The sequence below is a fragment of the Mycolicibacter sinensis genome (assembly GCF_001667375.1).
Classification (GTDB): Bacteria; Actinomycetota; Actinomycetes; order Mycobacteriales; family Mycobacteriaceae; genus Mycobacterium; species Mycobacterium sinense_A.
Genome location: NZ_LZIN01000089.1, coordinates 1 through 25,043, shown reverse-complemented (window position 1 = coordinate 25,043; position 25,043 = coordinate 1). Strand labels below are relative to the sequence as shown.

Here is a 25,043-nt window from a genome sequence, read left to right as displayed (position 1 = left end):
CATGCAGGTACACGCACTCGCAGCCGGCATCGCGCTGGCCGGCGCCGGCGTCATCGGGATCCCGGCGCAGCCCGGCGGCGCGGCCGTGGCCGTTGCCGGCCTGACACTGGCCAGCGCTGACAACCAGGACATCGTCATCGACGTCGTCCGGCACGGGCAGCGGATGCCCCCGTTCAACGACGTCATCACGCCGTCGCCGGACCATCCGGGCCCGCCGCTCAGTGACCTCGGTGTGCAGCAGGCGCAGGAGGTGGCCGATCGGCTGCACAGCGAGCTCGGGGACCACGTCGCCGGGATCTTCTCCGGGCAGGCGATTCGCGACGTCGACACCGCCGCGCCGTTCGCCGCACTGGAACATATGGCGACCCAGATCCTGCCCGGGCTCAACGAGATCGACAGCGGCATCTACGCCGGCCAGCCGATTGCCAGCCTGTCGGGTTTCCTGTACCAGTTCACCCCGATGCTGTGGACGCTGTTCGGGTTGGTGCTGGTGCCCATCCCGGGCTCGGTCGAGGACCCCAACGGGGTGGTGATGAACCAGAAGTTCACCGACGCTGTCGATGCGATGTACAGCTCCGCGATGGCCAACCCGGTCGAGAGCGACAACGGGGACATCACCGTGGTGGCGTTCAACAACGAGGCCGACATCGCCGCCTGGGTGGCGCTCAACGTCAAGAACCCCGACATCTCCCTGCTGCTGCCGCTGACCCTGCAGACCATGTTCGCCAACGACGACGGGTCGCCGCTGTTGCCCAACACCGGCGTCGTGCAGATCGCGGGTAACCCGACCGACGGCTGGACGCTGGTCAACTGGGACGGGATCGCCGTCCCGGCGGATCCGGGGCTGCTGACGTCGCTGCTGATGGACCTGCGTGAGGTGATCATGGCCCCGCAGGTCGCGGTGTGGAACCTCTACCAGGCGCTGCTCGACGGTGATCCGGCCGGCATCGACACCGCACTGCAGACCGGACTGCAGGACGTGGCCTCGGCGATCCTGGGATTCCCGCAGGCCGTCTTCACCGACTTCACCGACGCGCTGGCGAATCTCGGTGACGCAGCCGGTGCCGGGTCCGGGCTGGACGATCTGCTGGCGTTGATCTGATCCATGGCCCCCACGAGCATGTCGCCCAGTCTGCGCGAATGGCAGGACGGCGGTTCCTTCGTGTCCACCGGCGCCGGGCGGGTTTTCGTACGATCAGGCGCCGGAGACGGGCCGACAGTGCTACTGCTGCACGGCTTTCCGTCCTGCTCCTATGATTTCCGGTCGGTCGTCGCTCGGCTGGCCGGCCGATCCTGGCTGACTATGGACTTCCTCGGGTTCGGGTTGTCAGACAAGCCGCGTCCACATCGATACAGCCTGTTGGAGCAAGCCGATCTGGTGCAGCACGTGGTGTCCTCGGTCACCACCGGCCCGGTGGTGCTGGCCGCCCACGACATGGGCACCTCGGTGACCACCGAACTGCTGGCCCGCGACATCGACGGCACCCTTACGTTCGATCTGCGCCGCGCGGTGCTGTCCAACGGCAGTGTGATCCTCGAGCGCGCCAGCCTGCGTCCCATCCAGAAAGTGCTGCGCGGCCCGTTCGGCGGCGTCGCCGCCCGGCTGACGAACCGGCGCAGCTTCATCCGCAGCTTCGGCCGGCTGTTCTCTGCACAGCTTCCGCTGTCCCCGGAGGAAGCCGCCGCGCAGTGGGAGTTGTTGTGCCACAACGACGGCCACCGGATCGCGCACCTGCTCTCGGCCTACCTCGACGAGCGGGTGCGGTACGCGCAGCGCTGGCACGGCGCGGTACGTGACTGGCCCAAGCCGCTGGGATTCGTATGGGGACTCGGTGATCCGGTCGCCACCACGAATGTGCTCGACGGCCTGCGCGAGCTGCGCCCCACCGCCGACGTCGTCGAGCTGCCCGGCATCGGGCACTACCCGCAGATCGAGGATCCGCAGGCTTTCACCGACGCGGTGCTGGGCCTGCTGGCTTAGGCGGGGACTTCGCTGCGGTCCCCGCTCCACAGCGTGTGGAACTTGCCTTCGGCGTCGACCCGGCCGTAGGTGTGGGCCCCGAAGAAGTCGCGTTGGGCCTGGGTCAGGGCGGCCGGCAGTCGCGCGGTGCGCAGGCCGTCGTAGTACGACAGCGCCGAGGAGAAGCCCGGAACCGGGATGCCCAACTGCGTCGCCGTCACCACCACCCGGCGCCAGCTGTCGATGGCGGCCTCCACAGCGCTGCGGAAATACGGGGCGGCGAGCAGACTCACCAGGTCGGCATCGGTGTCGAACGCTTCTTTGATCCGGTTGAGGAACTTGGCGCGGATGATGCAGCCGCCGCGCCAGATGGTGGCCAGATCCCCGGGGGTGATGTTCCAGCCGTATTCGGCGCTGCCGGCCTGGATATGGTTGAAACCCTGTGCGTAGGCGACGATCTTCGAGGCGTACAGCGCCTGGCGGACGTCTTCGGTGAATGTCGCGGCGTCGCTCGGCCGAGCGCCCAAAGACCCCGAGGCCAGCCCTGCGGCGGCACGGCGCTGCGGGACCGAGCCCGACAGCGCCCGGGCGAACACCGCCTCGGCGATGCCCGTCACCGGAACCCCTAGGTCCAGCGCGGATTTCACGGTCCAGCGCCCGGTGCCCTTCTGCTCGGCCTCGTCGACGATGACGTCGACCAACGGCGTGCCGGTCTTGGCGTCGACCTGGCGCAGCACCTCGGCGGTGATCTCGACCAGGTAGCTGTCCAGGTCGCCGGCGTTCCACTCGGTGAACACCTCGGCGATCTGCGGCGCGGTCAGCCCCAGCCCGTCGCGCAGCAGTTGGTAGGCCTCGCCGATCAGCTGCATGTCGGAGTACTCGATGCCGTTGTGCACCATCTTCACGAAATGGCCCGCGCCGTCCGGCCCGATGTGGGTGCAGCACGGCACCCCGTCGACGTGCGCGGAAATCTCCTCCAGCAGCGGGCCCAGCGACTGGTAGGACTCCTTCGGGCCGCCCGGCATGATCGAGGGTCCGTTCAGCGCGCCTTCCTCGCCGCCGGAGATTCCGGCCCCGACGAAGTGCAGGCCGCGGGCGGCCATCGCCTTCTCCCGGCGAATGGTGTCGGTGTAGAGCGCGTTGCCGCCGTCGATGATGATGTCGCCGGGCTCCATCGCGTCGGCGAGTTCATTGATGACGGCATCGGTCGGGTCACCGGCCTTGACCATGATCAGGACCCGGCGCGGCTTTTCCAGGGCGGCCAGGAATTCCGGAATCGACTCGCTGCGAACGAATTTGCCTTCGGAGCCGTAGGCGTCGAGCAGGGCGTCGGTTTTGGCGACCGACCGGTTGTGCAGCGCCACGGTATAGCCGTGGCGGGCGAAGTTGCGCGCGATGTTGGATCCCATGACGGCCAGTCCGGTCACGCCGATCTGGGCGGTGCCGGCTGTTTCCGACGCGCTCATACATTCGCCTTTCGGTTGGTTGGTGATCTGCGCGCGGCACGCCCGCGGCGTGGGTTACCCCGCGATCAGTCGGTGCAGTTCGGTCAGCCACGGTACCGCGAGCGCGATCGTGGGTACCGTGAGCACCCCGGCTGCGGCGGAGTAGGCGGCGGCAGCCAGCGTGCGACTGTTGCCTCGACCCGACAGGCGCTGCACCCGCAGCACCGTGTTCGGCCCCCCGGCGGCCAGCGCCCCGGCCGGGGTGGCCGACGAAGCGCAGGTCACCAGGGCGCGGGCCAGGGGAGGAGCGCCGGCCACCCGAACGGCGGCGTCGTCGGCCAGCAGTTCCACCAGCAACCGCACCGCATCCAGGGCGCTGGCGCTGCGCACGAACCGCGGAAAGGCGGTGTGCACCGCGGTGAACGCCTCGAGCACCAGATCATGGCGGGCGCGCAGATGAGCCCGCTCATGGCAGAGCAGGGCGGCCAGTTCGGGATCGGTGAGAGCGTGCAGCGTCCCCGAGCTGAGCACCACCCGGCTGCGCACCCCGGGCAGGCAGTAGGCCAGCGGCTGCATCACCTGCAGAATCCGCAGGCCGCTGGTGCGCGCCGCCGGAGCGGTATCAGAGACACCGACCAAATCGACCAGCATGCGGTGGCGTGCCCGGCGCTGCCGGGTGCCGATCGCCACCCGCAGCACGGTCACGGTCAGGCGCAGGCCGACCAGCAGTGTCAAGGCGGACACAGCCGTGTAGAAGGTCCACAGCGGCCAGCCCAGCCGCTCGAGGGAGCCGAGGATCGTCGAGGTGGGCCGGCCGTCCGGACCCGGCATCAGCAGGCGGCTCGCAGTGGCGACACCGGCGCTGAAAGCCGACAGCACCGCGGCGATCGCGACGGCCTGCCAGAGCACCACCGCGGCCCGCGGGGCGCGCAACGGCCAATCGGCACGTGCCAGGAGGGCGGGCACCGGCCCCACGAGCACTAGCGCGAGGACGGTAAAGGCCAGCGCGGACACGCTGCCAGTCTCCCTCAGGACGTAGGTCGGCCGCCAGCGGGCAGGCCGACGTGGTGCTTGGCTTCCAACTCGTCGAGCGCACGGCGCAGAGCCGCGGCCTCGTCCACGCCGACGCGTTCGACGAAGTGCACCAGGGCGGCCCGGCGGTCACCGGAGTCGGCGGCCTGATCGAGAGCTTCGACCATCAGCCCGGCGACCAGCTCGTCGCGGCCCCGGACCGGGGTGTAGCGGTGCGCGCGGTCATCGCGGATCTGCGACACCAGATTTTTCTTGGCCAACCGCTGCAGGACCGTCATCACGGTGGTGTAGGCCAGTTCTCGTTGCGCGGACAGCGCTTCGTGAACTTGGCGCACGGTCTGGGCCTCGGGCGCGGACCACAGGTGGTCCATCACCGCTCGTTCTAAATCCCCTAGGTGGGTTTGCTTCGCCATTTGGTAATCAACTCCCTGGGCAACGGAGCAAGCCTACCCTTAATTACTACCGGCTGTCGTATCGGCGGCTGTGGGTCTGCCGGGGTGCGCGGACGCCGAGGCCGTCGTGTAAAACCAGGGCATGGCTGCCAGCGGTTCCCCGCCTTCCCACTTCGCGCCGTTCGACGGCGAAATCGGCTTGGTCTTCACCGAGATCAGCCCCGAGGGCGCCAGCGCCGAGCTGGAGCTGCAGCCCAAGCTGTGCCAGCCCGCCGGCATCGTGCACGGCGGGGTGTACTGCTCGATCGTGGAAAGTGTGGCAAGCGTCTCAGCGCACGCCTGGCTGAACCGGGACGGCGGCCAAGGCGGCGGCACGGTGGTCGGGGTCAACAACAACACCGACTTCCTGCGAGCGGTCTCCTCGGGGACGGTGTCTGCCGCCGCCACCCCGATCCACCGCGGCCGTCGTCAGCAGCTCTGGCTGGTGACCATCACCGATGCCGATCAGCGGGTCGTGGCCCGCGGCCAGGTCCGGTTGCAGAACCTGCCCGCCTGAGCCGGCTAACTGACCGCGCGTTCGGCGCCGCGCTGCGCCTCTGCCGCCAGCACTTCGAGCTGTTCCAGGCGGGTTCGGGCGAACGCCTGCTGCTCGGTGATGGTGAGCTGGCCGCGCCGCGTGCTCAAGAACGTCACGTTCCACGACAACAGCGTGCTGATCTTGTTTTTGAACCCGACCAGGTAGATCAGGTGCAGCCCCAACCAGGCCAGCCAGGCCAGGAAACCGCTGAACTCCAGCGGCCCGATCTTGGTGACCGCCGAGAACCTCGATACCGTGGCCATCGAGCCCTTGTCCAGGTACTGAAACGGTTCCCGGTCGGCCGGGTCGGCGCCGCCGAGCTCGGCTTTGATCGTGCTGGCGACGTGCTTGGCGCCCTGAATGGCGCCCTGCGCCATTCCGGGGACATCGTCGACGGCCGCCATGTCGCCGACGACGAAGACGTTCGGGTGGCCCGGCACCGACAGGTCGGGCAGCACCTTGACCCGCCCGGCGCGGTCTAGCTCGACCGAAGACTGCTCGGCGAGGTCGTGGCCCAGCGGGCTGGCCGACACACCCGCCGACCACACCTTGCACTGCGATTCAATCCTCCGCACGGTGCCGTCGGAGTCCTTGACGGTCAGCCCGTTGCGGTCGACGTCGGTGACCATCGCACCGAGCTGGATCTCCACACCCATCTTCTGCAGCCGTTCGGCGGCCTTCCGGCCCAGCTTCTCGCCCATCGGCGGCAGCACGGCCGGGGCGGCATCGAGCAGGATCACCCGTGCCTTGGTCGAGTCGATGTTGCGGAACGCGCCCTTGAGGGTGTAGTTGGCCAATTCGGCGATCTGCCCGGCCATTTCGACACCGGTGGGGCCCGCGCCAACGACCGTGAAGGTCAGCAGCTTCTCCCGCCGGGCGGCGTCTCTGGACCGCTCGGCCTGCTCGAACGCGCTCAAGATGCGGCCCCGCAACTCCAGGGCGTCGTCGATGGTCTTCATGCCGGGGGCGAACTCGGCGAACTGGTCGTTGCCGAAGTAGGACTGCCCGGCGCCGGCCGCGATGATCAGGCTGTCGAACGGGGTGTCGTAGGTGTGGCCGAGCACCTCCGAGGTGACGAATTTGCCGGCCAGGTCGATGTGCGTGACGTCGCCGAGCAACACCTGGGCGTTGCGCTGCTTGCGCAGCACGACGCGGGTCGACGGCGCGATCTCGCCTTCGGACAAAATTCCGGTCGCCACCTGGTACAGCAGCGGCTGGAACAGGTGGTGGGTGGTGCGGGCGATCAACTTGATGTCGACGTCGGCCCGCTTGAGTTTCTTGGCCGCGGTCAAGCCGCCGAATCCGGAGCCGATGATGACGACCTGGTGGCGTCGGCTCTGCTGCGCAGTGACTTCAGGCTGGGCACTCATGGGAAATCCGGTTGCTCCTCGACGGCGACTGCGTTCACAAATACGCTAGTCGACCCGCTTGGCGGGCACCGCATTCGCGGGTTGTGGGATTAACCACTCGACGCCTGAGTCAGCCGAAATTGGCCAGCGCTCCGTGGCTGACGTGCAACGTCTGGCCGGTGATGTGGCGCGCGGCCGGCGTGGTCAGAAAGACCGCGAGCCGGGCGATCTCGGTGGCCGCGGTGAGCGGGGCGCTGGTCAGCCCGTCGTAACCCGGGCGCGCGCCGGCGCCGGCGGCGACCACGTTGACGGTGATTCCGCGGGTGCCGAACGTGGTGGCCTGCCCGGTGGTCCAATTCGACAAAGCGGCCTTGACCGCCGCGTCGGCGCTGCCGTCGAGAGGGTTTTCCGGCACCACCGAAATGATCGAGCCGCCGGAGCGCAGGTGATCGCCGAGGGTCGCGACCGTCAGCACCGCCGAGAGCACCGTGGCGTCCAGGGCACTGCGCCAGGCGCTGGCCTGGTCGGCCAGCGAGTAGGCGCGTGGGTCGCCGCCCTGCCAGCGCGGCGCCGGAACGTTGACGATGGTGTCCAGGTGGGCGGGGAACAGACCGCGGGCCTGCAAAAGGCCGGCCGGGTCGGTGTTGTCGCAGACGACGGCGTTGGCCTCGAGCTCCTTGGCGGCGACCTCGAGTTCGGAACCTCGCATACCCGCCAGCGTCACCTTGTGACCGGCTTCGCTGAAGCCTTCGGCGACAGCGCGACCCAGATCGGTGTCACCACCGGTGACCAGCACATCCATCGGTAGAACCTCCCTCGTGTTCGCAGCTATGTTACTGGACAGTAGCCGGTTTTCGAGCCAGGGGCGGAACTCGGCACAGACACGATCCGGCCACGGTCCGGAATAAGCGGGCCGACGACGGCACCCGCTGTGCGCTTCGCCGCGCTTACGATCGCCGCTAAAGTGCGAGCCATGTGGCGAACCCGGGCGCTCTCCGGTGCGGTAGCGGTCATGCTGGGGGCGGGACTGACAGGCCTGACCGGGTGTAGCTCCGGCCCCGCCACGCCGTCGATCACCGTGTTCGCGGCGGCGTCATTGCGCCCGGCGTTCACCGAGATCGCCGAGCAGTTCAAGACCGATCATCCCGGGGTAGCCGTGGAGTTCAACTTCGCCGGATCCTCGGACCTGGCCACCCAGCTGACCCAGGGTGCGCGCGCCGACGTGTTCGCCTCGGCCAACACCGCCCAGATGGACAAAGTCGCCCAGCCCGGCCTGCTGGACGGCGAGGCGGTGCCGTTCGCCACCAACACGCTGGTGATCGTCACCGCCCCCGGAAACCCGCACGCGGTGCGGTCCTTCGCCGATCTGGCCGCGCCCGGCCTGGCGGTGGTGGTGTGCCAGCCGCCGGTCCCGTGCGGGGCGGCGACTCGGAAGGTCGAGGATGCCACCGGAGTGCGGGTGAACCCGGTCAGCGAGGAACCCGACGTCACCGACGTGCTCAACAAGGTCACCACCGGCCAGGCCGACGCCGGTGTGGTCTACCGCACCGACGCGATCAACGCCGGCGACAGGGTCGTCACCGTCGCGTTTCCGGAGGCGGCCGGGGCGGTCAACACCTACCCGGTCGGGGTGCTCAAAGACGCTGCGCAACCCGGCCCGGCCAAACAGTTCGTCGACCTGGTGACCGGCGCGGCGGGGCAGAAGATCCTGCACGCGGCCGGCTTCGGCAAGCCCTGAGCCGGTGCACCGGCCCAACGACCTGCCGGGCTGGGTCTATGTGCCCGCCGCGATCGGCGCAGCGTTCGTGGTGCTGCCCCTGGTGGCGATCGCCGTCCGGGTCGACTGGCCCCATTTCTGGACGCTGATCACCAGTCCGTCCTCGATGACGGCGCTGCTGCTCAGCCTTAAGACCGCCGCGGCCAGTACCGCGCTCTGCATCGTGCTCGGCGTGCCGATGGCTCTCGTGCTGGCACGCAGCCGGGCGCGATTGGTGCGGCTGTTGCGGCCGTTGGCGCTGCTGCCACTGGTGTTGCCGCCGGTGGTGGGCGGCATCGCGCTGCTGTACGCATTCGGGCGGCTCGGGCTGCTGGGACGGCACCTGGAGGCCGCCGGAATCCACATCGCGTTCACCACCACCGCGGTGGTGCTGGCGCAGACCTTCGTGTCGCTGCCGTTCCTGGTGATCGCGCTGGAGGGCGCGGCTCGCACCGCCGGCGCCGACTACGAGGTGGTGGCCGCCACGTTGGGGGCCCGCCCGAGCACCGTGTGGTGGCGGGTGACGCTGCCGCTGCTGACACCGGGCCTGATCTCGGGTGCGGTGTTGGCGTTCGCGCGGTCGCTGGGCGAGTTCGGCGCCACGCTGACGTTCGCGGGCTCCCGCGAGGGCGTCACCCGGACGCTGCCGCTGGCGATCTATCTGCAGCGGGTGACCGACGCCGACGCCGCGGCGGCGATGTCGCTGCTGTTGGTGGCGGTGGCCGCGGTGGTGGTGCTGGGCCTGGGCGCTCGCCGGCTGGCCGGCGTCTGGTGACCGCCGTGGCCGACGGGCTGACGCTGCACGCGGTGCTGGCCGAGCGCGGCCTGGATGTCCGGGTGACCGTCGCGCCGGGTGAGGTGCTGGCCGTGCTCGGGCCCAACGGCGCCGGCAAATCCTCTCTGCTGCATGTAATTGCCGGGCTGCTGCGGCCCGACACGGGTGTGGTGCGCGTCGGTGATCGGGTGCTGACCGACACCGCGGCCGGCGTGCACGTCGCCACCCAGGACCGCCGGGTCGGCCTGTTGCTGCAGGACCCGCTGCTGTTCCCGCACCTGAGTGTGGCGGCCAACGTGGCGTTCGGCCCGCACAGCCGGCGACGCTTCGGCCGCCGCCAGCGCGTCCGGGCGGCGGCTGCCGCGTGGCTGCGCGCAGTGGATGCCGCGGAGCTGGCCGATCGCAGGCCGCGGCGGCTCTCCGGCGGACAGGCGCAGCGGGTGGCGATCGCCCGGGCCCTGGCCGCCGAACCCGAGGTGCTCCTGCTCGATGAACCGCTGGCCGGGCTCGATGTGGCCGCGGCGGCCGCGGTGCGCGGCGTACTGCGGGACGTCATCACCACCGCGCGCCGCACCACGGTGCTGGTCACCCACGACCTGCTGGACGTCTTCGGGCTGGCCGATCGGGTTTTGGTGCTCGAGTCCGGCCGGGTCGCCGAGATCGGCAGCACCGCCGAGGTACTCGCCGCGCCCCGTAGCCGATTCGGCGCGCGTATCGCCGGATTCAATCTGGTGGCCGGGGTGATCGGCAGCGACGGCGTGCTGCGTACCCAGTGGGGGGATCAGTGGCAGGGAACCGCCGATGACGGCCTGGTCGCCGGCCGGCCGGCCGTCGCAGTCAGCACACCGCGATCGGTTGCGGTGTATCGGCAGCCTCCGGCGCACGGCAGCCCGCGGAACCTCGTCGAGGTCACGGTTGCCGAACTGCAGGCCCGCGGCAGCGCGATCCAGGTCCGCGGCGTCGACCAGCCGGATGGGGCGCCGGGGCTGGCCGCCGACATCACCGCCGACGCCGCCGCCGAGCTGCGGCTGACACCGGGTGAAGTCGTCTGGTTCGGGGTCAAGGCACAGGAAGTGACGCTCCGCGCGACACACCCCGGCGTGGATTAACTTGCGTACCGGTGCGGAGGCGGTAGTTTTTCTGCCATGAAGCAGGTGGACGTGACCTCAACGGCCCACAGGGGCATTCGTGCGGTGGCCGCGACGACGTGGGCCGCCGCGACCGCCGGTGTGCTGACCTTCGCCTTGGCCGCTCCGGCCTACGCGGACCCGGTCCCAGCGCCGGCGCCGTCGCCGTCGGCAGGCGCCGACGCCCCACCGGCGGACGGCCACCCGCCGCCGGCTGACGCGCATACGCCGCCGGCTGACGCCAATACGCCCCCGCCGGGCGACTCGAACGCCCCGCCGCCGGTCGCCGAGCCGGGCGCACCCGCGGTAGGCAGAGTCGATGACGCTGCCGGCGGCTTCAGCTACGTCCTGCCGGCCGGCTGGGTCCAATCCGACACCAGCCACCTCGAATACGGGTCCTCGCTGCTGAGCAAGAAGACCGGCGAGCCGATGCTGCCCGGGCAGCCCGCGCCGGTGGCCAACGACACCCGGATCGTGCTCGGCAAGCTGGACCAGCGGCTCTACGCCAGCGCCGAGACCGACAACGCCAAGGCCGCCACCCGACTCGGATCGGACATGGGCGAGTTCTTCCTCCCCTTTCCCGGGACCCGCGCCAACCAGGAGAGCGTCCCGCTGGCCGGAGGTGATCTGACCGGCAGCGCCTCCTACTACGAGGTCAAGTTCACCGACCCCGCCAAGCCGGTCGGCCAGATCTGGAGCGGCGTGATCGGCGTGCCGCCGGCCGCCGCCGGCACCGACGCCCAGGCCGAGCGGTGGTTCGTGGTGTGGCTGGGCACCGCCAACAACCCGGTGGACCGGGGCGCGGCCAAGGCACTGACGGAGTCCATCCGCCCATTGGGCGCGGCCCCGGCTGAGCCGGCGCCCGGTGCCGTCCCCGGCGGCCCGGGTCAGGCGCCCCCGCCCGCGGGTGGTCCGGAGGCCGGATCGGGGCCGGGCGCTCCGGCGGCATGAGCATCGGCCGGTCGCAGCCGCCGCCTCGGCGGCTCCCGGCCAGCTACCTGAGTATGCAGGCGCGTTGCTCGGCGGGTTCCTGCTGAGCTTCGCCTTCGACATCGCATCCGGCGGCTGGTGGTTCACCCTGTTCACCGCGACGGGCGCCGCGCGCACAATGTCGTCATGGACGCGCAGGTCTCCGGCATGACCATGATGGCTTGGCGGGTGCGGCGACCCGGCCCCATCGCTGACGCGCCGCTGCGCCGGGTCAGCACCGCCCTGCCTCGGCCGCAACAATCGGAGCTGCTGGTGGCGGTACGCGCCTGTGGGGTGTGCCGCACGGATCTGCACGTCGTCGAAGGTGACCTACCGGTACACCGCCCCGGGGTGACGCCCGGTCACGAGGTGGTAGGCGAGGTCGTCGAGGTCGGCGCCGAAGCCGGCGACGACTTCGCCGTGGGGGACCGAGTCGGAGTCGCCTGGCTGCGGCACACCTGTGGTTCCTGCCGCTACTGCCGCCGGGGTGATGAGAATCTTTGCCCGCAGTCGCGCTACACCGGTTGGGATGACGACGGCGGCTACGCCGAATTCGTAACCGTCCCTGCGGCGTTCGCCCATCATCTGCCCGCCGGCTACAGCGACAGCGAATTGGCGCCGCTGCTGTGCGCGGGCATCATCGGCTACCGCTCGCTACTGCGTGCCGACCTGCCGCCCGGCGGCCGGCTCGGAATCTACGGCTTCGGCGGCAGCGCGCACATCACCGCGCAGGTCGCGCTCGCCCGCGGCGCCGAAGTGCACGTGATGACCCGCGGCTCTCGCGCCCGGGAGCTGGCGCTGGAGTTGGGTGCGGCCTCAGCGCAGGGGGCGACCGACCCGCCGCCGGTGCCGCTGGACTCGGCGATCCTGTTCGCGCCGGTCGGCGACCTGGTGCCGGTGGTCTGTCAGGCTTTGGATGCCGGCGGCACGTGCGCGATCGCCGGGATCCACCTCAGCGACGTACCGCCGCTGAACTACCAGCGCCACCTGTTCCGGGAACGCCAGATCCGATCGGTGACCTCGAACACCCGCGCCGACGCGCGCGAATTCCTCGCCTTCGCGGCCGAACACCACATTGAGGTGACCACGCCGGAGTATGCGCTGGGTGAAGCGGATCGGGCGCTGGGAGATCTGGCGGCGGGGCGGATCGCCGGTGCGGCGGTGCTGTTGGCGTGAGCCGCTCAGGCCGACAGCTGCCACACCAGGGCGGCGGCCAGCGCGCCGACTCCGTTGAGCGACCAGTGCAGCGCAATCGGGGCGATGAGACTGCCGCTGCGCCGGCGGAGCCAGCTGAACACGAAACCGGCCGCCCCGGTGGCCAGTACCGCCAGCAGCACGCCGGCCGCCATGCCGAGAAACCCGCCCCCGAGCAGCCGGGTGAAGCCGACGTTGCTGCTGGTCAGCCCCAGCGAAGTGGCGACATGCCACAACCCGAACAGCAACGAGCCGGCTGCGGCGACACCGCGGAAACCCCAGGCCCGCTGCAACGCGCCGTGCAGCGCGCCGCGAAACGCCAACTCCTCGGGGATGACGGTCTGCAGCGGGATGACGAGCATCGAGGCCACCAGGGCGCCGGAGATGGTGGCGTAGTGGTTATTCAGGAACATCGGCCGGGTCCAGGGCAGCAGGGCGCCGACGACGATCACCGACACCACCACCAGCACCGCGGCCGCGGCGTAACCGACCCCGGATTTCCAATGCGCCCGGCCCAGGCCCAGCTCGGCCCAGCTCAGACCGTTGCAGCGGACCAGGACCACTAAGCCGACGGCGGTGGCGGGCACCGTGGCGACAGCCGCCCAGGGCGTGGTGAAATGCGCGACCAGATTGGCCAGCGCCAGGACCACCACGACGACGGCGACGTCGACGAAGGCGCGAAACTGGTGCAGCGCCGAGAGTTGGGACACCGCTGGATGCCGCCCCCCGGGTGCCGCGAAATCATGGCCAGGCATTGGTGTCAGATCCTACCCGCGGCTCGGCCTCGGTGGCGTCTCGAAAGTTCCGGCCGGCGTCACCGGGGTCCGTGGGTCTCGCACAGCACCCGGGCCGGATTGCCGGTCGCGCTGTTCTGGGCGACCACCTTTCCCTTGACGGTGACGGTGCAGTTCAGCGCTCCCGGGCCGGCGCTTTGGGCGCTCAGTGAGTAGGAGGCGGGACTGGCCGCGTTCGTCATCGAGCCGGTCAGCTGAATCGACCACGGCAGCGCGACGTTGGTGGCGTGCGCCTGACCGTTCTGGGTCTGGTAGGTGACGTACCCGGCGACGCCGGTGCCGCTCAGGTCGTAGCGCACCGGCACCTTGGTGTGGTCGGGGGTAGCGCCGGCCGTCGGGACGCCGGCGAGCGCGGCCGCTGCGAGGAGGACGCCGGTCAGCAGCGACATCGCCTTGCGGGGCGTCCGGACCGGTGACGGGTGAGCAGTCATGGGCGTCACTTTATCTCGCCGTCGGTGTCGGCTACCCCCGTTCGCCACGTCCAGTCGGTGATGCGCGGATCGTCCTCGCCGTGCTCGCGGGTGTAGAGCCGGGCGGCCAGTCGGGCGTCGACCATCTGCTGGCGCAGTACCGCGCTACGTTGCCCCAGGCCCGGCACCCGATCAAGGACGTCCATCACCAGATGGAAGCGGTCCAGGTCGTTGAGCATCACCATGTCGAACGGTGTCGTGGTGGTGCCGCGCTCGCGGTAGCCGCGCACGTGCATGTGGTCGTGGTTCGTCCGCCGATAGGTGAGCCGGTGGATCAGCCAGGCGTAGCCGTGATAGGCGAAGATCACCGGCTTGTCGCGGGTGAACAGAGCGTCGAACTCGTTGTCCGGCAAGCCATGTGGATGCTCTGTCGCAGGCTGCAGCCGCATGATGTCCACCACGTTGACCACCCGGACGGCAAGGTCGGGTAGCTCCCGGCGCAGGATGTCGGCGGCAGCCAGTGTCTCCAGCGTCGGGACGTCGCCGGCACAGGCCAGCACCACGTCCGGTTCACCGGTGGCGGTACCGGCCCAATCCCAGATGCCCAGTCCCCGGGTGCAGTGCGCCACCGCCTGGGCCATGTCCAGATAGGCCAGCGCCGGCTGCTTGCCGGCGACGATCACGTTGACGTAGTTGCGGCTGCGCAGGCAATGATCGGCCACCGACAGCAAGGTGTTGCCGTCCGGCGGTAGGTAGACCCGCACCACCTCGGGGCGCTTGTTGGCCACCAGATCGATGAAGCCCGGGTCCTGGTGCGACGCCCCGTTGTGGTCCTGGCGCCAGACGTGGGAGGTCAGCAAATAGTTCAGCGAGGCGATCGGCCGTCGCCACGGCAGCTCGCGGCTCACGGCCAGCCACTTCGCGTGCTGGTTGAACATCGAGTCGACGATGTGCACGAACGCCTCGTAGCAGTTGAACAGCCCGTGCCGGCCGGTCAGCAGGTAGCCCTCCAGCCAGCCCTGGCACAGGTGTTCCGACAGCACCTCGAGCACCCGGCCCTCGGGGGCGACGTGGTCATCGCCGGGCTCGGTCGCCGACAGCCAGACCCGGTCGGTCGTCTCGAACACCGCCGAGAGGCGGTTGGAGGCCGTTTCGTCGGGACCCATCAACCGGAATCGGTCGCGGTTGCGGGCGATGACGTCGCGCAGGAACGCCCCCAGCACCCGGGTGGCCTCGTGGATCTCGGTGGCCGGCCGGGGCACCGGCACGGCGTAGTCGCGGAAGTCCGGCAGGTCCAGGTCGCGCAGCAGCAGCCCGCCGTTGGCATGCGGATTGGCACTCATCCGGCGATTGCCGCGCGGCGCCAGCGCCGCCAGCTCGGGCCGCAGTCGGCCGGATTCCTCGAACAGTTCCGTCGGGCGGTAGCTGCGCAGCCATTCCTCCAGCTGTCTGCGGTGCTCGGGGTCGGTGCGGGTCTGCGCGAGCGGCACCTGATGCGACCGCCAGGTGCCCTCCACCTGTTTGCCGTCCACGACCGCCGGGCCGGTCCAGCCCTTGGGTGTGCGCAGCACGATCATCGGCCATACCGGCCGCATCGTCGAGTCGTGGGCGCGCGCGGTTCGCCGGATCGTCGCGATGTCGTCGAACGCATCGTCGAGCGCGGCGGCGAGCAGTCGGTGCACGACGGCCGGGTCGTCGCCGGCGACGGTAATCGGCCGGTAGCCGTACCCGCGCAGCAGCGCCTCCAACTCTGATTGCGGGATCCGGGCCAGCACGGTCGGATTGGCGATCTTGTAGCCGTTGAGATGCAGGATGGGTAGTACCGCGCCGTCGACGGCGGGGTTGAGGAATTTGTTCGAATGCCAGCTGGCCGCCAGCGGGCCGGTCTCGGCCTCGCCGTCGCCGATGACACAGGCCACCACCAGCTCGGGGTTGTCGAAGGCCGCCCCGAACGCGTGCACCAGCGCGTAGCCGAGCTCGCCGCCCTCATGGATGGAGCCTGGCGTCTCGGCGGCGACGTGGCTGGGTATCCCACCGGGAAATGAGAACTGCCGGAACAATTTTCGCAGCCCGTCGGTGTTCTCTCCGATGCCGGTGTACACCTGGCTGTAGGTGCCTTCCAGGTAGGCGTTAGCGACCAGCGCCGGGCCGCCGTGGCCGGGGCCGGTGACGAAGATGACGTCGGCGTCGCGGTCGCGGATGATCCGGTTCAGGTGGGCGTAGACCAGGTTCAGCCCGGGAGTGGTGCCCCAGTGCCCCAGTAGCCGCGGCTTGACATGCTCGGCGGCCAGCGGCTCGGTCAACAATGGGTTGTCCAGCAGATAGATCTGGCCCACTGACAGATAATTGGCGGCCCGCCAATAGGCGTCGATGCGTGCCAGTTCGTCGTCGGAGAGCGTGGCCGGTGTCGGCGTCGTGGTCTCTGCACTCATCTCTGCGATTGTCCGCGTCGGAGCCGAGCCGCGGCAACCATTCAATACCCTGTGGGGGTGCTGCTGGAATCGGTTCGCGTCCTGGATCTGGCCGGTGGTGACGCTGACGCGGTCACCCGGCTGCTCGCCGACCTGGGCGCCGACGTGCTCAAAGTGGAGCCGCCCGGCGGCAGTCCGGCGCGCACCGCTCCGCCGCTGCTGGGCGGCGTGAGCATCTCGTTCGCGCTGCACAACGCCAACAAGCGCAGCGTCACCCTGGATCCGGCCGATGAGGCGCACCGCCGCCGGTTCGACGAGCTGGCGGCCGCCGCCGACATTGTGGTGGACAGCGGCCGGTCGGGCCGCGTCGCCGACTTTCCCTCGTGTGCGGAGCTGGCCGACCGGTTCGGTCACCTGGTGACGATGTCGGTCACCGACTTCGGGACCAGCGGGCCGCGGGCGCCCTGGCGGGCGACCGACGCGGTGCTCTACGGTCTCTCCGGCGCGCTGTCGCGATCCGGGCCCACCAACGGAACGCCGGTGCTGCCGCCGGACGGGATCGCCTCAGCGACCGCGTCGGTCCAGGCCGCCTGGGCCGTGCTGGTCGCTTACTTCAACCGATTACGGTGCGGCACCGGCGATTACATCGACTTCTCCCGCTTCGACGCGGTGGTCACGGTGCTCGACCCGATCTTCGGTGCGCAGGGCCAGGTCGCCGCGGCCCGGCGCGGGGCGAGCCGCTGGCGCGGGCGGCCCCGCAACCAGGACGCCTACCCGATCTATTCGTGCCGCGACGGCTACGTCCGGCTGTGCGTGATGTCGCCGCGCCAGTGGCGTGCCCTGTGGTCGTGGCTGGGGGAGCCGGCCGAGTACGCCGACCCCCGATTCGGCGTGATCGGTGAGCGGTTCGCGGTCTGGCCGCAGATCAGCGTGCTGGTCCGCGAGCTGTTCGCCGGCCAGGACATGGCCGCGCTGGTCGCGGCCGGGCAGGCCCGCGGCGTGCCGATCGCCGCGGTGGGCGAACCGGCGCAGGTACTGGCCGGTGAGCACTTCGCGGCGGCCGGGGCCGCGATCGAGGCCGAACTGGCCCCGGGGTTGTCCGCGCTGATCCCGACCGGCTACTACGTGGTCGATGATCACCGAGCCGGCTTCCGGACCCCGGCCCCCGTTCCCGGGAACCTGAGCACCGGCTGGCGAGCCCGGCCTCCGGTCGGCCCCGCGCCGGACGGCGCGATCGGTTCGCGGCCGTTCGACGGAATCCGGATCGTCGACCTGGGGGTCATCGTGGCCGGCGGCGAAACCAGCCGGCTCTTCGGCGACCTGGGCGCCGAGGTCATCAAGGTGGAGAGCGCGGCCTACCCCGACGGCCTGCGGCAGGCCCGCGCCGGATCGGCGATGAGCGAGTCGTTCGCCTGGACGCACCGCAACAATTTGGGCTTCGGTCTGGACCTGCGCAGCCAGGCCGGCAAGGAGATATTCGGCCGCCTGGTGGGCGTCGCCGATGCGGTGTTCGCTAACTTCAAACCGGGAACGCTTGGCGCCCTTGGGCTTTCCTACGACACGTTGCAGAGTCTCAACCCGCGGGTGGTGCTGGCCGAGAGCAGCGCGTTCGGGGAGACCGGGCCGTGGAGCGACCGGATGGGCTACGGCCCGCTGGTGCGCGCCACCACCGGGGTCACCGCGTTGTGGACCGCCCCGGAGGATCCGGCGGATACCGGACGCCATCCGTTCTACGACGCGACCACCGTCTTTCCCGACCACGTGGTCGCCCGGGTCACCGCGATCGGGGCGCTGGCCGCGCTGATCGCCGCCCGGCGCAGCGGTGCCGGAGCCCACGTCCACGTCTCGCAGGCCGAGGCCGCCGTCAACCAACTCGACACCTGCTACGTCGCACGGGCCGCGGGAGCGTCGGTACAAGCGGATACCGCGCTGGACCTGGTCTGCCCGTGCTCCGGCGATGACGAATGGTGCGTGATCTCGATCCGCACCGACGACGAGTGGTGCAGTCTCGCAGCAGCTTTCGGCGACGCAGGATTGGCGTCCGATCCACGCTTCAGCGCCGGTGCGGCCCGCGTCGAGCACCGCGCGGAGTTGGTGGAGCAGTTGGCTCGACACACCGCCCCGCGCACCCCGGCCGACGTCGGGCAGCTGCTGCAGGCAGCCGGGGTGGCGGCCGCTCAGATGAACCGGCCGCCCGACGTCGCCGAGGATCCGCAGCTGGCCCACCGCGCGGTGTTCGCCGACATGACCCATCCGTTGATCGAGCACCCGTTGCCCGCTGAAACCGGGCCCGCACCGTTCCGCCACATCCCGCCGGCCCCGCAACGGCCCGCTCCGCTGCCCGGGCAGGACACCCGCGCGATCTGCGGCACGCTGCTCGGATTCGACGACGAGACAACGGAGCGGTTGATTGCCGACGGGGTGCTGTTCGCCGCCGATTAGGTGTGGCGGTTCATCACCCGCCCGTCGGGGTTTCGACGTAGTGGCGCGCGAACACGTCTGCGGGGACCGGCCATTGATCGCCGTGATCGCCCTTGATCACCCAGTCGCCGTCGGCTGCGATCGTGGAACCCTCCGGGGTGTCGATGGTTTCCCCGGCCCGCGCCGGCCGAGCGAGAACGGTTCCACACCGTTGCCACTGGGATCCCCCGACGTGCCGGAAGCTGGACCGAAAAATGTCATCGCGCACCGACCAGTTCGCGTCGCCCTCCTGGACCAGCCAGTCACCGGCGTCGGCCTGCATCGTCGCTCCCGACGGGGAGATCCAGGTCCAGGGAGTGTCCCGCCGTTCGGCGGTGACGGTCCCGACCCGGGTGCATGGCCGCCACACCGGACGGGACCGGTAGCCGAGCTGGCGAAGACTCCACAGCGTGTTCGCGACGCCGCGGAGCACACCGGCGAGCAGTTCTGGATCGGCCTGGATGACCGGCCAGTCGACAAGCTTGTCGTGGATTCGGTGCTTGTCGTCCAGCCGGATCGCGGGACGATTGGCGGCCAGTGTGACGCACACCTCCCCTTACTAGGCCGGCTGCGCAGCGGCAGTTGTTGGGTTGTCGCCGATTAGTCTTACGCCCATGCCCGTCGACCCCCGGACACCGGTGCTGATCGGCTACGGCCAGATCAACCATCCTGACCACAGCGAGCCCGTCGAACCCGTCGATCTGATGGCGGCGGCGGCCCGCCGGGCCGCCGAGGACCGGGTGCTGCGCGCCGTCGACTCGATCCGCGTGGTCAACCTGTTCTCGGCGCACTACCGCGACCCGGGCCTGCTGCTCGCCCAGCGGATCGGCGCCGATCACCCGGCCACCCGCTACAGCCCGGTGGGCGGCAATGTGCCGCAGTCGCTGGTCAACCGGGCCTGCCTGGATATCCAGACCGGTCGCACCGGCGTGGTGTTGCTGGCCGGCGGCGAGATGTGGCGCAGCCGAACCCGGCTGCGGGCCGCCGGCGGCAAACTGGCCTGGACCCGGCAGGACGACACCGTCCCGATGGCCGAATGCGAGGGCCAGGACGTGCCGATGTCGGGTCCGGCCGAGGAACGCATCGGCTTGGACCGGCCCGCTTATGTTTACCCGTTGTTCGAGCAGGCGCTGCGGATCGCCGCGGGGGAGACGGTGGACGCCCATCGCCGGCGCATCGGTGAGCTGTGGTCGCGGTTCAATGCGGTCGCCGTCGACAACCCGCACGCTTGGATCCGCCAACCCGTCGGTGCCGACGAGATCTGTCAGCCCGGGCCGAAGAACCGGATGATCAGCTGGCCCTACACCAAATTGATGAACTCCAACAATATGGTCGACCAGGCTGCCGCGCTGGTGCTCACCTCGGTGCAGACCGCCCGCGAGCTGGGGATCCCCTCGGAGCGCTGGGTTTTCCCGCAGGCCGGTACCGATGCCCACGACACCTACGCGATCGCCGAACGGGCTGAGCTGCACCGCTCTCCGGCCATCCGGATCGCGGGCACGCGGGCGCTGGAGCTGGCCGGTGCCGAGGCCATAGCCGAGATCGATTATCTGGACCTATATTCGTGTTTCCCGTCGGCGGTTCAGGTGGCCGCGGCCGAACTCGGCTTGCCCGCCGACGATCCCGATCGATCGCTGACGGTGACCGGGGGCCTGACCTTCGCGGGCGGCCCGTGGAACAACTACGTGATGCATTCGATCGCCACCCTGGCTGAGCTGCTGGTCGCCAACCCCGGCCGGCGCGGTTTGATCAGCGCCAACGGCGGCTACCTGACCAAACACAGTTTCGGGGTGTACGGGACCGAGCCGCCGGCACGCGGTTTCCGTTGGGAGGACGTGCAATCCGCCGTCGATGCGCTACCCACCCGCCCGTCGATCGTGAGCGGGGAGGGGACCGGCGCGGTGGAGTCCTGGACGACACCGTTCGACCGCGATGGGCGGCCCCAGCAGGTGTTCCTGGCGGTCCGGACTTCCGAGGGCGCCCGCACTCTGGCGGTGATCCGCGACCCCGATACCGCCGAAGCAAGCGTGCGTGAGGACATCGCCGGAGCCGCAGTGCATTTCCACGACGACGGCACCGCGACGCTGCATTAGCGCCTGAGACTCAGGCGGACAGGTCACCCAGCGGTGTCCCGGGATCGGCCAGCCGGTCGGGGTCGACGGGCGCCTGCGCCGCGATCAGGGCTTTGATGTCGTCGAGGCCTTCCCAGATGTTGACGTTCATCCCGGCCAGCACCCGGTTGTCGTCGCCGAGCCAGAAGCTGGTGAACTCACGGCCGTCGGTGTCGCCACGGAACACCACGCGGGCGTACTCGGGGGCGTGTCCGACGTATTCCATGCCGAGGTCGTACTGGTCGGTGAAAAAGTAAGGCAGCTCGGCGTATTCGCCCGACTCGCCGAGCATGCCGCACGCCGCCACCACCGGCTGCTTGAGGGCGTTCGCCCAGTGTTCGGTGCGGATCCGGGTCTCCAGCAGGGGATGCTGCGCGGCCGCGATGTCACCGACCGCGTATATGTCGGGGTCGCTGCTGCATAAACCGGCATCCACCAGCACACCACCGCCGCCGGTGGCAAGGCCGGCCTGTTGGGCCAATTCGATGTTGGGCTGGGCGCCAACGGCGACCAGCACAGCACCCGCGCTGATCTGCGAGCCGTCGCCCAGGCGCAGGCCGGTGGCGGCACCGTCGGCCGTGGTGATCTCCGCGACGGCCGAACCCAAGCGCAGGTCGACGCCATGTTCGCGGTGCAGGGCGGCGAAGACGGCGCCGTTCTCGGCGCCCAGGCTGGCCAGCAGTGGCAGTTCGGCGGTCTCCACCACCGTCACGTCGACTCCGCGCTGCCGCGCGCTGGCGGCCACCTCCATGCCGATCCAACCGGCGCCCACCACCGCCAGGGAGGCACCGGCGGCCAATGCGGAATCCAGTGCGGTCGCGTCATCGACGGTGCGCAGGTAGTGCACGCCGTGGGCGTCAGCGCCTGGGATCGGCACCCGCCGTGACCGCGAACCCGTGGCCAACAGCAGCTTGTGGTAGCTCAGGCTGGTGCCGTCGGCCAATCCGACGGTGTGACCGGCCGGATCCAAGCTCACCGCGCGAGCACCTGTCCGCAGGTCGACGTCGTGCTCGCGGTACCAGTCCTGCGGGTGCACGGTGAAGTCGCCGAGAGTCTTCTTGCCGGCCAGGAAATCCTTGGACAGCGGCGGGCGTTCGTAGGGAAGCTGCTGCTCCTCACCGAGAAGCACGATCGTTCCGTCGAAGTTCTTGGCGCGCAATGCTTCGGCGGCCTTGGCGCCGGCCAGGCCGCCACCGACGATCACGAATGAGGTTGATGCCGACACGAGATCCTCCGCTCTACGCGACGTCATCGGCCAGCCTACCGGCGATTACCGCGGCGTGTAGCGTCAATCAGCGAGCCGCTCGCGCACGTCGGCGTCGAGGGAGTAGCGCACCAGCGCCGCCGCGAGCTCGGCATTGCGGCCATGCGACAGCGTGGCGAGTTCGCTTGCGGTAGCGGGTAATCCGAGATCGCGGGCGGCAGCCAACGCGAGGTCGTCGAAGGTGGACCGAGCCCAGGGCCAGACGTCTTGGACTTCGCGAAGGAAGATGCTGGCGCCGGTGTCACCGATGCCATTGAAGTCCTTGAGCAGCTTCTGGGCGTCATCGACGCGGCGTCCGCTGCGCTCGGCCAGCAGACGCAGGTCGCCGCGGTATTCCTGCTGCACGGCTTCGGCGAGCTCGGCCAGCCGAGTGGCCGAACTCTCGTCGTAGCGGCGGTAATGGGCGCGGCCCATCGCCTCGATCATGGTGCCGCGGTCGGCCTCGAGGACCTTGTGCGGAGTGCGCAGACCGCTTTTGAACAGCTCATGCGCCGCCCGGGCCGCGATCGCGGCGTCGATCGGCTTGCTGGCAAGCATGCACAGCGTCAGCAGCTGAAATAGCGGCATCGGCTGATTACGCAGCCGGATGCCGGCCTCCTGCGCATAGGTCTTGCCGGCACGACGCAGGAGCCGCCGTACCAGTTCTTTCTCGTTCCGCACCGCCCGGGAATACCCGCTGTGGCCGCGGCAGCAAACCCGACAACAATCCGCTAGCGCGGCGGAACCAGCCGTTGCAGCTGGGTGACGTGCTGCGGCGACAGCTCCGCGAGTTCGCTGACCCCCAGCAGCCGCATGGTGCGCCGGATCTGCTCGGCGAGGATATCGATGACGCGGCGCACCCCGACCTGCCCGCCGGCCATCAGGCCATACAGGTAGGCCCGGCCGATCAAGGTGCAGCGCGCGCCCAGGGCAATTGCGGCGACAATATCGGCGCCGGACATGATTCCGGTATCCAGCAGAATCTCGGTGTCGGCCCCGACTTCACGTGCCACCTGCGGCAGCAGTGCGAACGGCACCGGCGCCCGGTCGAGCTGACGGCCGCCGTGATTGGACAACACGATGCCGTCGACACCGAGATCGACCACGGCGCGGGCGTCGGCAAGGTTCTGGATGCCTTTCACGACGAACCGGCCCGGCCACTGGGACCTGACCCAGGCCAGGTCGTCGAAGGTCATACTCGGGTCGAACATGCTGTCCATGTACTGCGCGACGGTGCCCGACCACCGGTCCAGCGACGCGAAGGCCAGCGGCTCGGTGGTCAGCAGATCGAACCACCACCCCGGGTGGACGGCGGCGTCGGCCACCGTGCGCAGCGTCAGCGCCGGGGGGATGGTCATGCCGTTGCGGGTGTCGCGGCGTCGCGCCCCGGCGACCGGGCAGTCCACCGTCGCCAGCAGGGTGTCATAGCCGGCAGCGGCGGCGCGGCCCAGCAGCGCCATCGACCGGTCGCGGTCGCGCCACATGTAGAGCTGAAACCAGCGGCGGACATCGGGAGCTGCCGCCGCCACCTCTTCGATCGAGGCGGTGCCCAGGGTCGACAGCGAAAAGGGGATGCCGGCGGCCTCGGCGGCCCGGGCGCCGCCAAGCTCGCCAGCGGTGTGCATCAGCCGGGTGAATCCGGTGGGTGCGATCGCGAAAGGCAATGCCACCGGTGCCCCGAGCACCTCGCGGCTGGTGTCGACGGCTGAGACGTCGCGCAGGATCGCCGGATGAAACTCGATGTCGCGGAAGGCTTGTCGGGCCCGCTCGAGCGAGATTTCGTCTTCGGCGGCACCGTCGGTGTAGTCGAAGGCGGCCTTGGGGGTGCGCCGTTTGGCGATGCGGCGCAGATCTTCGACGGTCAGCGCGGCATCCAGGCGCTGCGCGGTGCGATTGAGCCTGGGCCGGCGGAAGCGGATCAGCGGCGCGAGATCATGGACGCGGGGAAACCGTCGTTGCATCCTCGAACTGTGCCACGGTTGATCCCATGGCGAATGATCCCGATCCGTTCAGACTGCAGCGTTTCGTCGAGGCGCAAGCAACGGTTTACGACACCGTGGTCGCCGAGCTGCGGGACGGCCGCAAGCGCAGCCACTGGGCGTGGTTCATCTTTCCGCAGTTGGCCGGTCTGGGCAGCAGCGCGATGGCGCAGCGCTACGGCATCGCGTCGCTCGCGGAAGCCCGCGCCTATCTGGATCACGAGCTGCTCGGCCCGCGGCTGCATGAATGCGCGCGGCTGGTCGACGCCGTGCGGGGTCGATCGATCCAGGAGATTATGGGCCGGCCCGATGACCTCAAACTGCGCTCGTGCATGACGTTGTTCGCCCGAGCCTGCACCGGTGAACACCGCAGCGACTTCCGCGCGGTGCTGGACCGCTATTTCGGTGGAGCGGAGGATCCGGTGACCGCGGACCGACTTGACGGATCCGACTCCGAGTCGCCGCAGCGCGGGTAGCGAGCGCGAAACAGCGCCTTCAAGTCTTCTTCGAATTCCGGTGCCGGTCCGTCGACCACCACTTTCGGGGCGACGACGGTGATCGGCAGCGGAGCCACCGGCGCCGCCGGAACGTGCAGCTCGGTCAGCCACTCGGTCAATTGGGCCGCCGACGACGCGTAGACGATTCGGCCCAATCCGACCCACGCGTGGGCCGCCGCGCACATCGCGCAGTGCTCGCCGGAGGTGTAGACGGTGGACCGGATACGCCGGTCCGGCGGCAGGTGGGCCACCGCCCACTGAGCGATGGCGTACTCGGGATGGCGGGTGGGATCGCCCTCGCCGGCCCGGTTGCGGTCCTCGAACAGCACGGTGCCCTCGGGACCGACCAGCATCGAACCGAACGGATCGTCGCCGTGTTCCACGGCTTCGCCCGCCAATTCAACACAGCGAGCCAGATACTCACGGTCGGCGTCGCTGACTGCCATGAGAGCGGAGTCTACGGCGCGGGGGGGGGGGGGGGCGGGGCGCGCCGCCGCCGCCCCCCCGGGGCAAGAGGAGTAATAAAGAAAAAAAAAAAGACCACAACCCCCCGCGAGCGAAT

24 protein-coding genes and 1 pseudogene are annotated in these 25,043 nt (G+C 69.8%); 12 read left to right on the top strand and 13 right to left on the bottom strand.

The window, feature by feature from the left end; translation table 11 throughout:
* Position 1 precedes the first annotated feature (1 nt).
* Both A5771_RS18230 and A5771_RS18225 read left to right on the top strand, forming a co-directional pair.
* On the top strand, positions 2 to 1,102 hold the full coding sequence (locus tag A5771_RS18230) for a histidine phosphatase family protein (RefSeq protein WP_064856600.1): 1,101 nt from the start codon (positions 2 to 4) through the stop codon (positions 1,100 to 1,102).
* Between the two features lie 3 nt (positions 1,103 to 1,105).
* A complete protein-coding gene (locus tag A5771_RS18225; protein ID WP_234783110.1) occupies positions 1,106 to 1,981 on the top strand; it encodes an alpha/beta fold hydrolase in 876 nt (291 codons plus the stop codon).
* Here the strand turns inward: A5771_RS18225 and gndA are convergent.
* From gndA to A5771_RS18210, 3 genes are read right to left on the bottom strand one after another with little or no spacing between them, the layout of a single operon-like run.
* The gene (gene gndA, locus A5771_RS18220; RefSeq protein WP_064856599.1) at positions 1,978 to 3,426 is read right to left on the bottom strand and encodes an NADP-dependent phosphogluconate dehydrogenase; all 1,449 of its coding nucleotides are present in this window, start codon (positions 3,424 to 3,426) and stop codon (positions 1,978 to 1,980) included. The genes A5771_RS18225 and gndA overlap by 4 nt on opposite strands.
* 54 nt (positions 3,427 to 3,480) lie before the next feature.
* Complete coding sequence (locus tag A5771_RS18215) at positions 3,481 to 4,419, bottom strand: M56 family metallopeptidase (RefSeq protein ID WP_064856598.1); 939 nt, start codon at positions 4,417 to 4,419, stop codon at positions 3,481 to 3,483.
* A gap of 14 nt (positions 4,420 to 4,433) precedes the next feature.
* Entirely contained in the window at positions 4,434 to 4,850 is a 417-nt protein-coding gene (locus A5771_RS18210; protein WP_064856597.1) for a BlaI/MecI/CopY family transcriptional regulator, read from the bottom strand.
* Positions 4,851 to 4,971: 121 nt separating this feature from the next.
* Between A5771_RS18210 and A5771_RS18205 the strand changes: the two genes are divergently transcribed.
* Positions 4,972 to 5,385: a PaaI family thioesterase gene (locus A5771_RS18205; RefSeq protein ID WP_064856596.1), complete on the top strand. Its 414-nt coding sequence runs from the start codon at positions 4,972 to 4,974 to the stop codon at positions 5,383 to 5,385.
* Between the two features lie 5 nt (positions 5,386 to 5,390).
* Here the strand turns inward: A5771_RS18205 and A5771_RS18200 are convergent, their stop codons facing one another.
* Positions 5,391 to 6,776: an NAD(P)/FAD-dependent oxidoreductase gene (locus tag A5771_RS18200; RefSeq protein ID WP_064856595.1), complete on the bottom strand. Its 1,386-nt coding sequence runs from the start codon at positions 6,774 to 6,776 to the stop codon at positions 5,391 to 5,393.
* A 109-nt stretch (positions 6,777 to 6,885) separates the two neighbouring features.
* Entirely contained in the window at positions 6,886 to 7,557 is a 672-nt protein-coding gene (locus A5771_RS18195) for an SDR family oxidoreductase (protein ID WP_064856594.1), read from the bottom strand.
* Positions 7,558 to 7,728: 171 nt separating this feature from the next.
* Here A5771_RS18195 and modA point away from each other — a divergent pair, with 171 nt between their 5' ends.
* The 6 genes and pseudogenes from modA (at position 7,729) to A5771_RS18170 (ending at position 12,558) form a co-directional block, all read left to right on the top strand.
* Positions 7,729 to 8,493 (top strand): molybdate ABC transporter substrate-binding protein, encoded by a 765-nt coding sequence (modA, locus tag A5771_RS18190; RefSeq protein WP_064856593.1) that lies wholly within the window; start codon positions 7,729 to 7,731, stop codon positions 8,491 to 8,493.
* A gap of 4 nt (positions 8,494 to 8,497) precedes the next feature.
* Positions 8,498 to 9,286, top strand: a complete 789-nt coding sequence (locus tag A5771_RS18185; RefSeq protein ID WP_064856592.1) for an ABC transporter permease — start codon at positions 8,498 to 8,500, stop codon at positions 9,284 to 9,286.
* Between the two features lie 62 nt (positions 9,287 to 9,348).
* Positions 9,349 to 9,777 (top strand): annotated as a pseudogene (locus tag A5771_RS24710) (ATP-binding cassette domain-containing protein); the annotation flags it as partial.
* Complete coding sequence (locus A5771_RS24705; RefSeq protein ID WP_428844421.1) at positions 9,763 to 10,395, top strand: TOBE domain-containing protein; 633 nt, start codon at positions 9,763 to 9,765, stop codon at positions 10,393 to 10,395. The pseudogene A5771_RS24710 and the gene A5771_RS24705, both read left to right, overlap by 15 nt.
* A 36-nt stretch (positions 10,396 to 10,431) precedes the next feature.
* Positions 10,432 to 11,364, top strand: coding sequence for an APA family fibronectin-binding glycoprotein (locus A5771_RS18175; protein WP_064856591.1), 933 nt, complete (start codon positions 10,432 to 10,434; stop codon positions 11,362 to 11,364).
* A gap of 165 nt (positions 11,365 to 11,529) precedes the next feature.
* A complete protein-coding gene (locus A5771_RS18170) occupies positions 11,530 to 12,558 on the top strand; it encodes a zinc-binding alcohol dehydrogenase family protein (RefSeq protein ID WP_064856590.1) in 1,029 nt (342 codons plus the stop codon).
* 5 nt (positions 12,559 to 12,563) lie between these two features.
* On the opposite strand, the gene A5771_RS18165 is transcribed toward A5771_RS18170, so the two are convergent.
* Genes A5771_RS18165 through A5771_RS18155 form a run of 3 tightly spaced genes read right to left on the bottom strand, consistent with a single transcriptional unit; the run spans position 12,564 to position 16,212 of the window.
* Positions 12,564 to 13,331, bottom strand: coding sequence for a CPBP family intramembrane glutamic endopeptidase (locus tag A5771_RS18165; RefSeq protein ID WP_064856589.1), 768 nt, complete (start codon positions 13,329 to 13,331; stop codon positions 12,564 to 12,566).
* Positions 13,332 to 13,390: 59 nt separating this feature from the next.
* Positions 13,391 to 13,801 (bottom strand): MmpS family transport accessory protein, encoded by a 411-nt coding sequence (locus tag A5771_RS18160; RefSeq protein WP_082947311.1) that lies wholly within the window; start codon positions 13,799 to 13,801, stop codon positions 13,391 to 13,393.
* Between the two features lie 5 nt (positions 13,802 to 13,806).
* Positions 13,807 to 16,212, bottom strand: coding sequence for a phosphoketolase family protein (locus A5771_RS18155; RefSeq protein WP_064856587.1), 2,406 nt, complete (start codon positions 16,210 to 16,212; stop codon positions 13,807 to 13,809).
* Positions 16,213 to 16,269: 57 nt separating this feature from the next.
* On the opposite strand from A5771_RS18155, the gene A5771_RS18150 reads away from it, so the two are divergent.
* Positions 16,270 to 18,633 carry a CaiB/BaiF CoA-transferase family protein gene (locus A5771_RS18150; RefSeq protein WP_082947314.1) on the top strand — a complete coding sequence of 788 codons (2,364 nt, stop codon included), beginning with the start codon at positions 16,270 to 16,272 and terminating at the stop codon, positions 18,631 to 18,633.
* Positions 18,634 to 18,646: 13 nt separating this feature from the next.
* On the opposite strand, the gene A5771_RS18145 is transcribed toward A5771_RS18150, so the two are convergent.
* The gene (locus A5771_RS18145) at positions 18,647 to 19,201 is read right to left on the bottom strand and encodes a hypothetical protein (protein ID WP_064856585.1); all 555 of its coding nucleotides are present in this window, start codon (positions 19,199 to 19,201) and stop codon (positions 18,647 to 18,649) included.
* A gap of 64 nt (positions 19,202 to 19,265) precedes the next feature.
* Between A5771_RS18145 and A5771_RS18140 the strand changes: the two genes are divergently transcribed.
* The gene (locus A5771_RS18140) at positions 19,266 to 20,744 is read left to right on the top strand and encodes an acetyl-CoA acetyltransferase (RefSeq protein ID WP_064856584.1); all 1,479 of its coding nucleotides are present in this window, start codon (positions 19,266 to 19,268) and stop codon (positions 20,742 to 20,744) included.
* 10 nt (positions 20,745 to 20,754) lie between these two features.
* Here the strand turns inward: A5771_RS18140 and A5771_RS18135 are convergent, their stop codons facing one another.
* From A5771_RS18135 to A5771_RS18125, 3 genes are all read right to left on the bottom strand, one after another.
* Complete coding sequence (locus tag A5771_RS18135) at positions 20,755 to 21,987, bottom strand: NAD(P)/FAD-dependent oxidoreductase (protein WP_064856583.1); 1,233 nt, start codon at positions 21,985 to 21,987, stop codon at positions 20,755 to 20,757.
* Positions 21,988 to 22,050: 63 nt separating this feature from the next.
* Positions 22,051 to 22,686: a hypothetical protein gene (locus A5771_RS18130; RefSeq protein ID WP_064856582.1), complete on the bottom strand. Its 636-nt coding sequence runs from the start codon at positions 22,684 to 22,686 to the stop codon at positions 22,051 to 22,053.
* A 50-nt stretch (positions 22,687 to 22,736) separates the two neighbouring features.
* On the bottom strand, positions 22,737 to 23,966 hold the full coding sequence (locus A5771_RS18125) for an alpha-hydroxy acid oxidase (RefSeq protein ID WP_064856581.1): 1,230 nt from the start codon (positions 23,964 to 23,966) through the stop codon (positions 22,737 to 22,739).
* A 26-nt stretch (positions 23,967 to 23,992) separates the two neighbouring features.
* On the opposite strand from A5771_RS18125, the gene A5771_RS18120 reads away from it, so the two are divergent.
* Complete coding sequence (locus A5771_RS18120; protein WP_064856580.1) at positions 23,993 to 24,460, top strand: DUF1810 domain-containing protein; 468 nt, start codon at positions 23,993 to 23,995, stop codon at positions 24,458 to 24,460.
* On the opposite strand, the gene A5771_RS18115 is transcribed toward A5771_RS18120, so the two are convergent.
* A complete protein-coding gene (locus A5771_RS18115; RefSeq protein WP_064856579.1) occupies positions 24,382 to 24,927 on the bottom strand; it encodes a deaminase in 546 nt (181 codons plus the stop codon). The genes A5771_RS18120 and A5771_RS18115 overlap by 79 nt on opposite strands.
* Positions 24,928 to 25,043 lie beyond the last annotated feature (116 nt).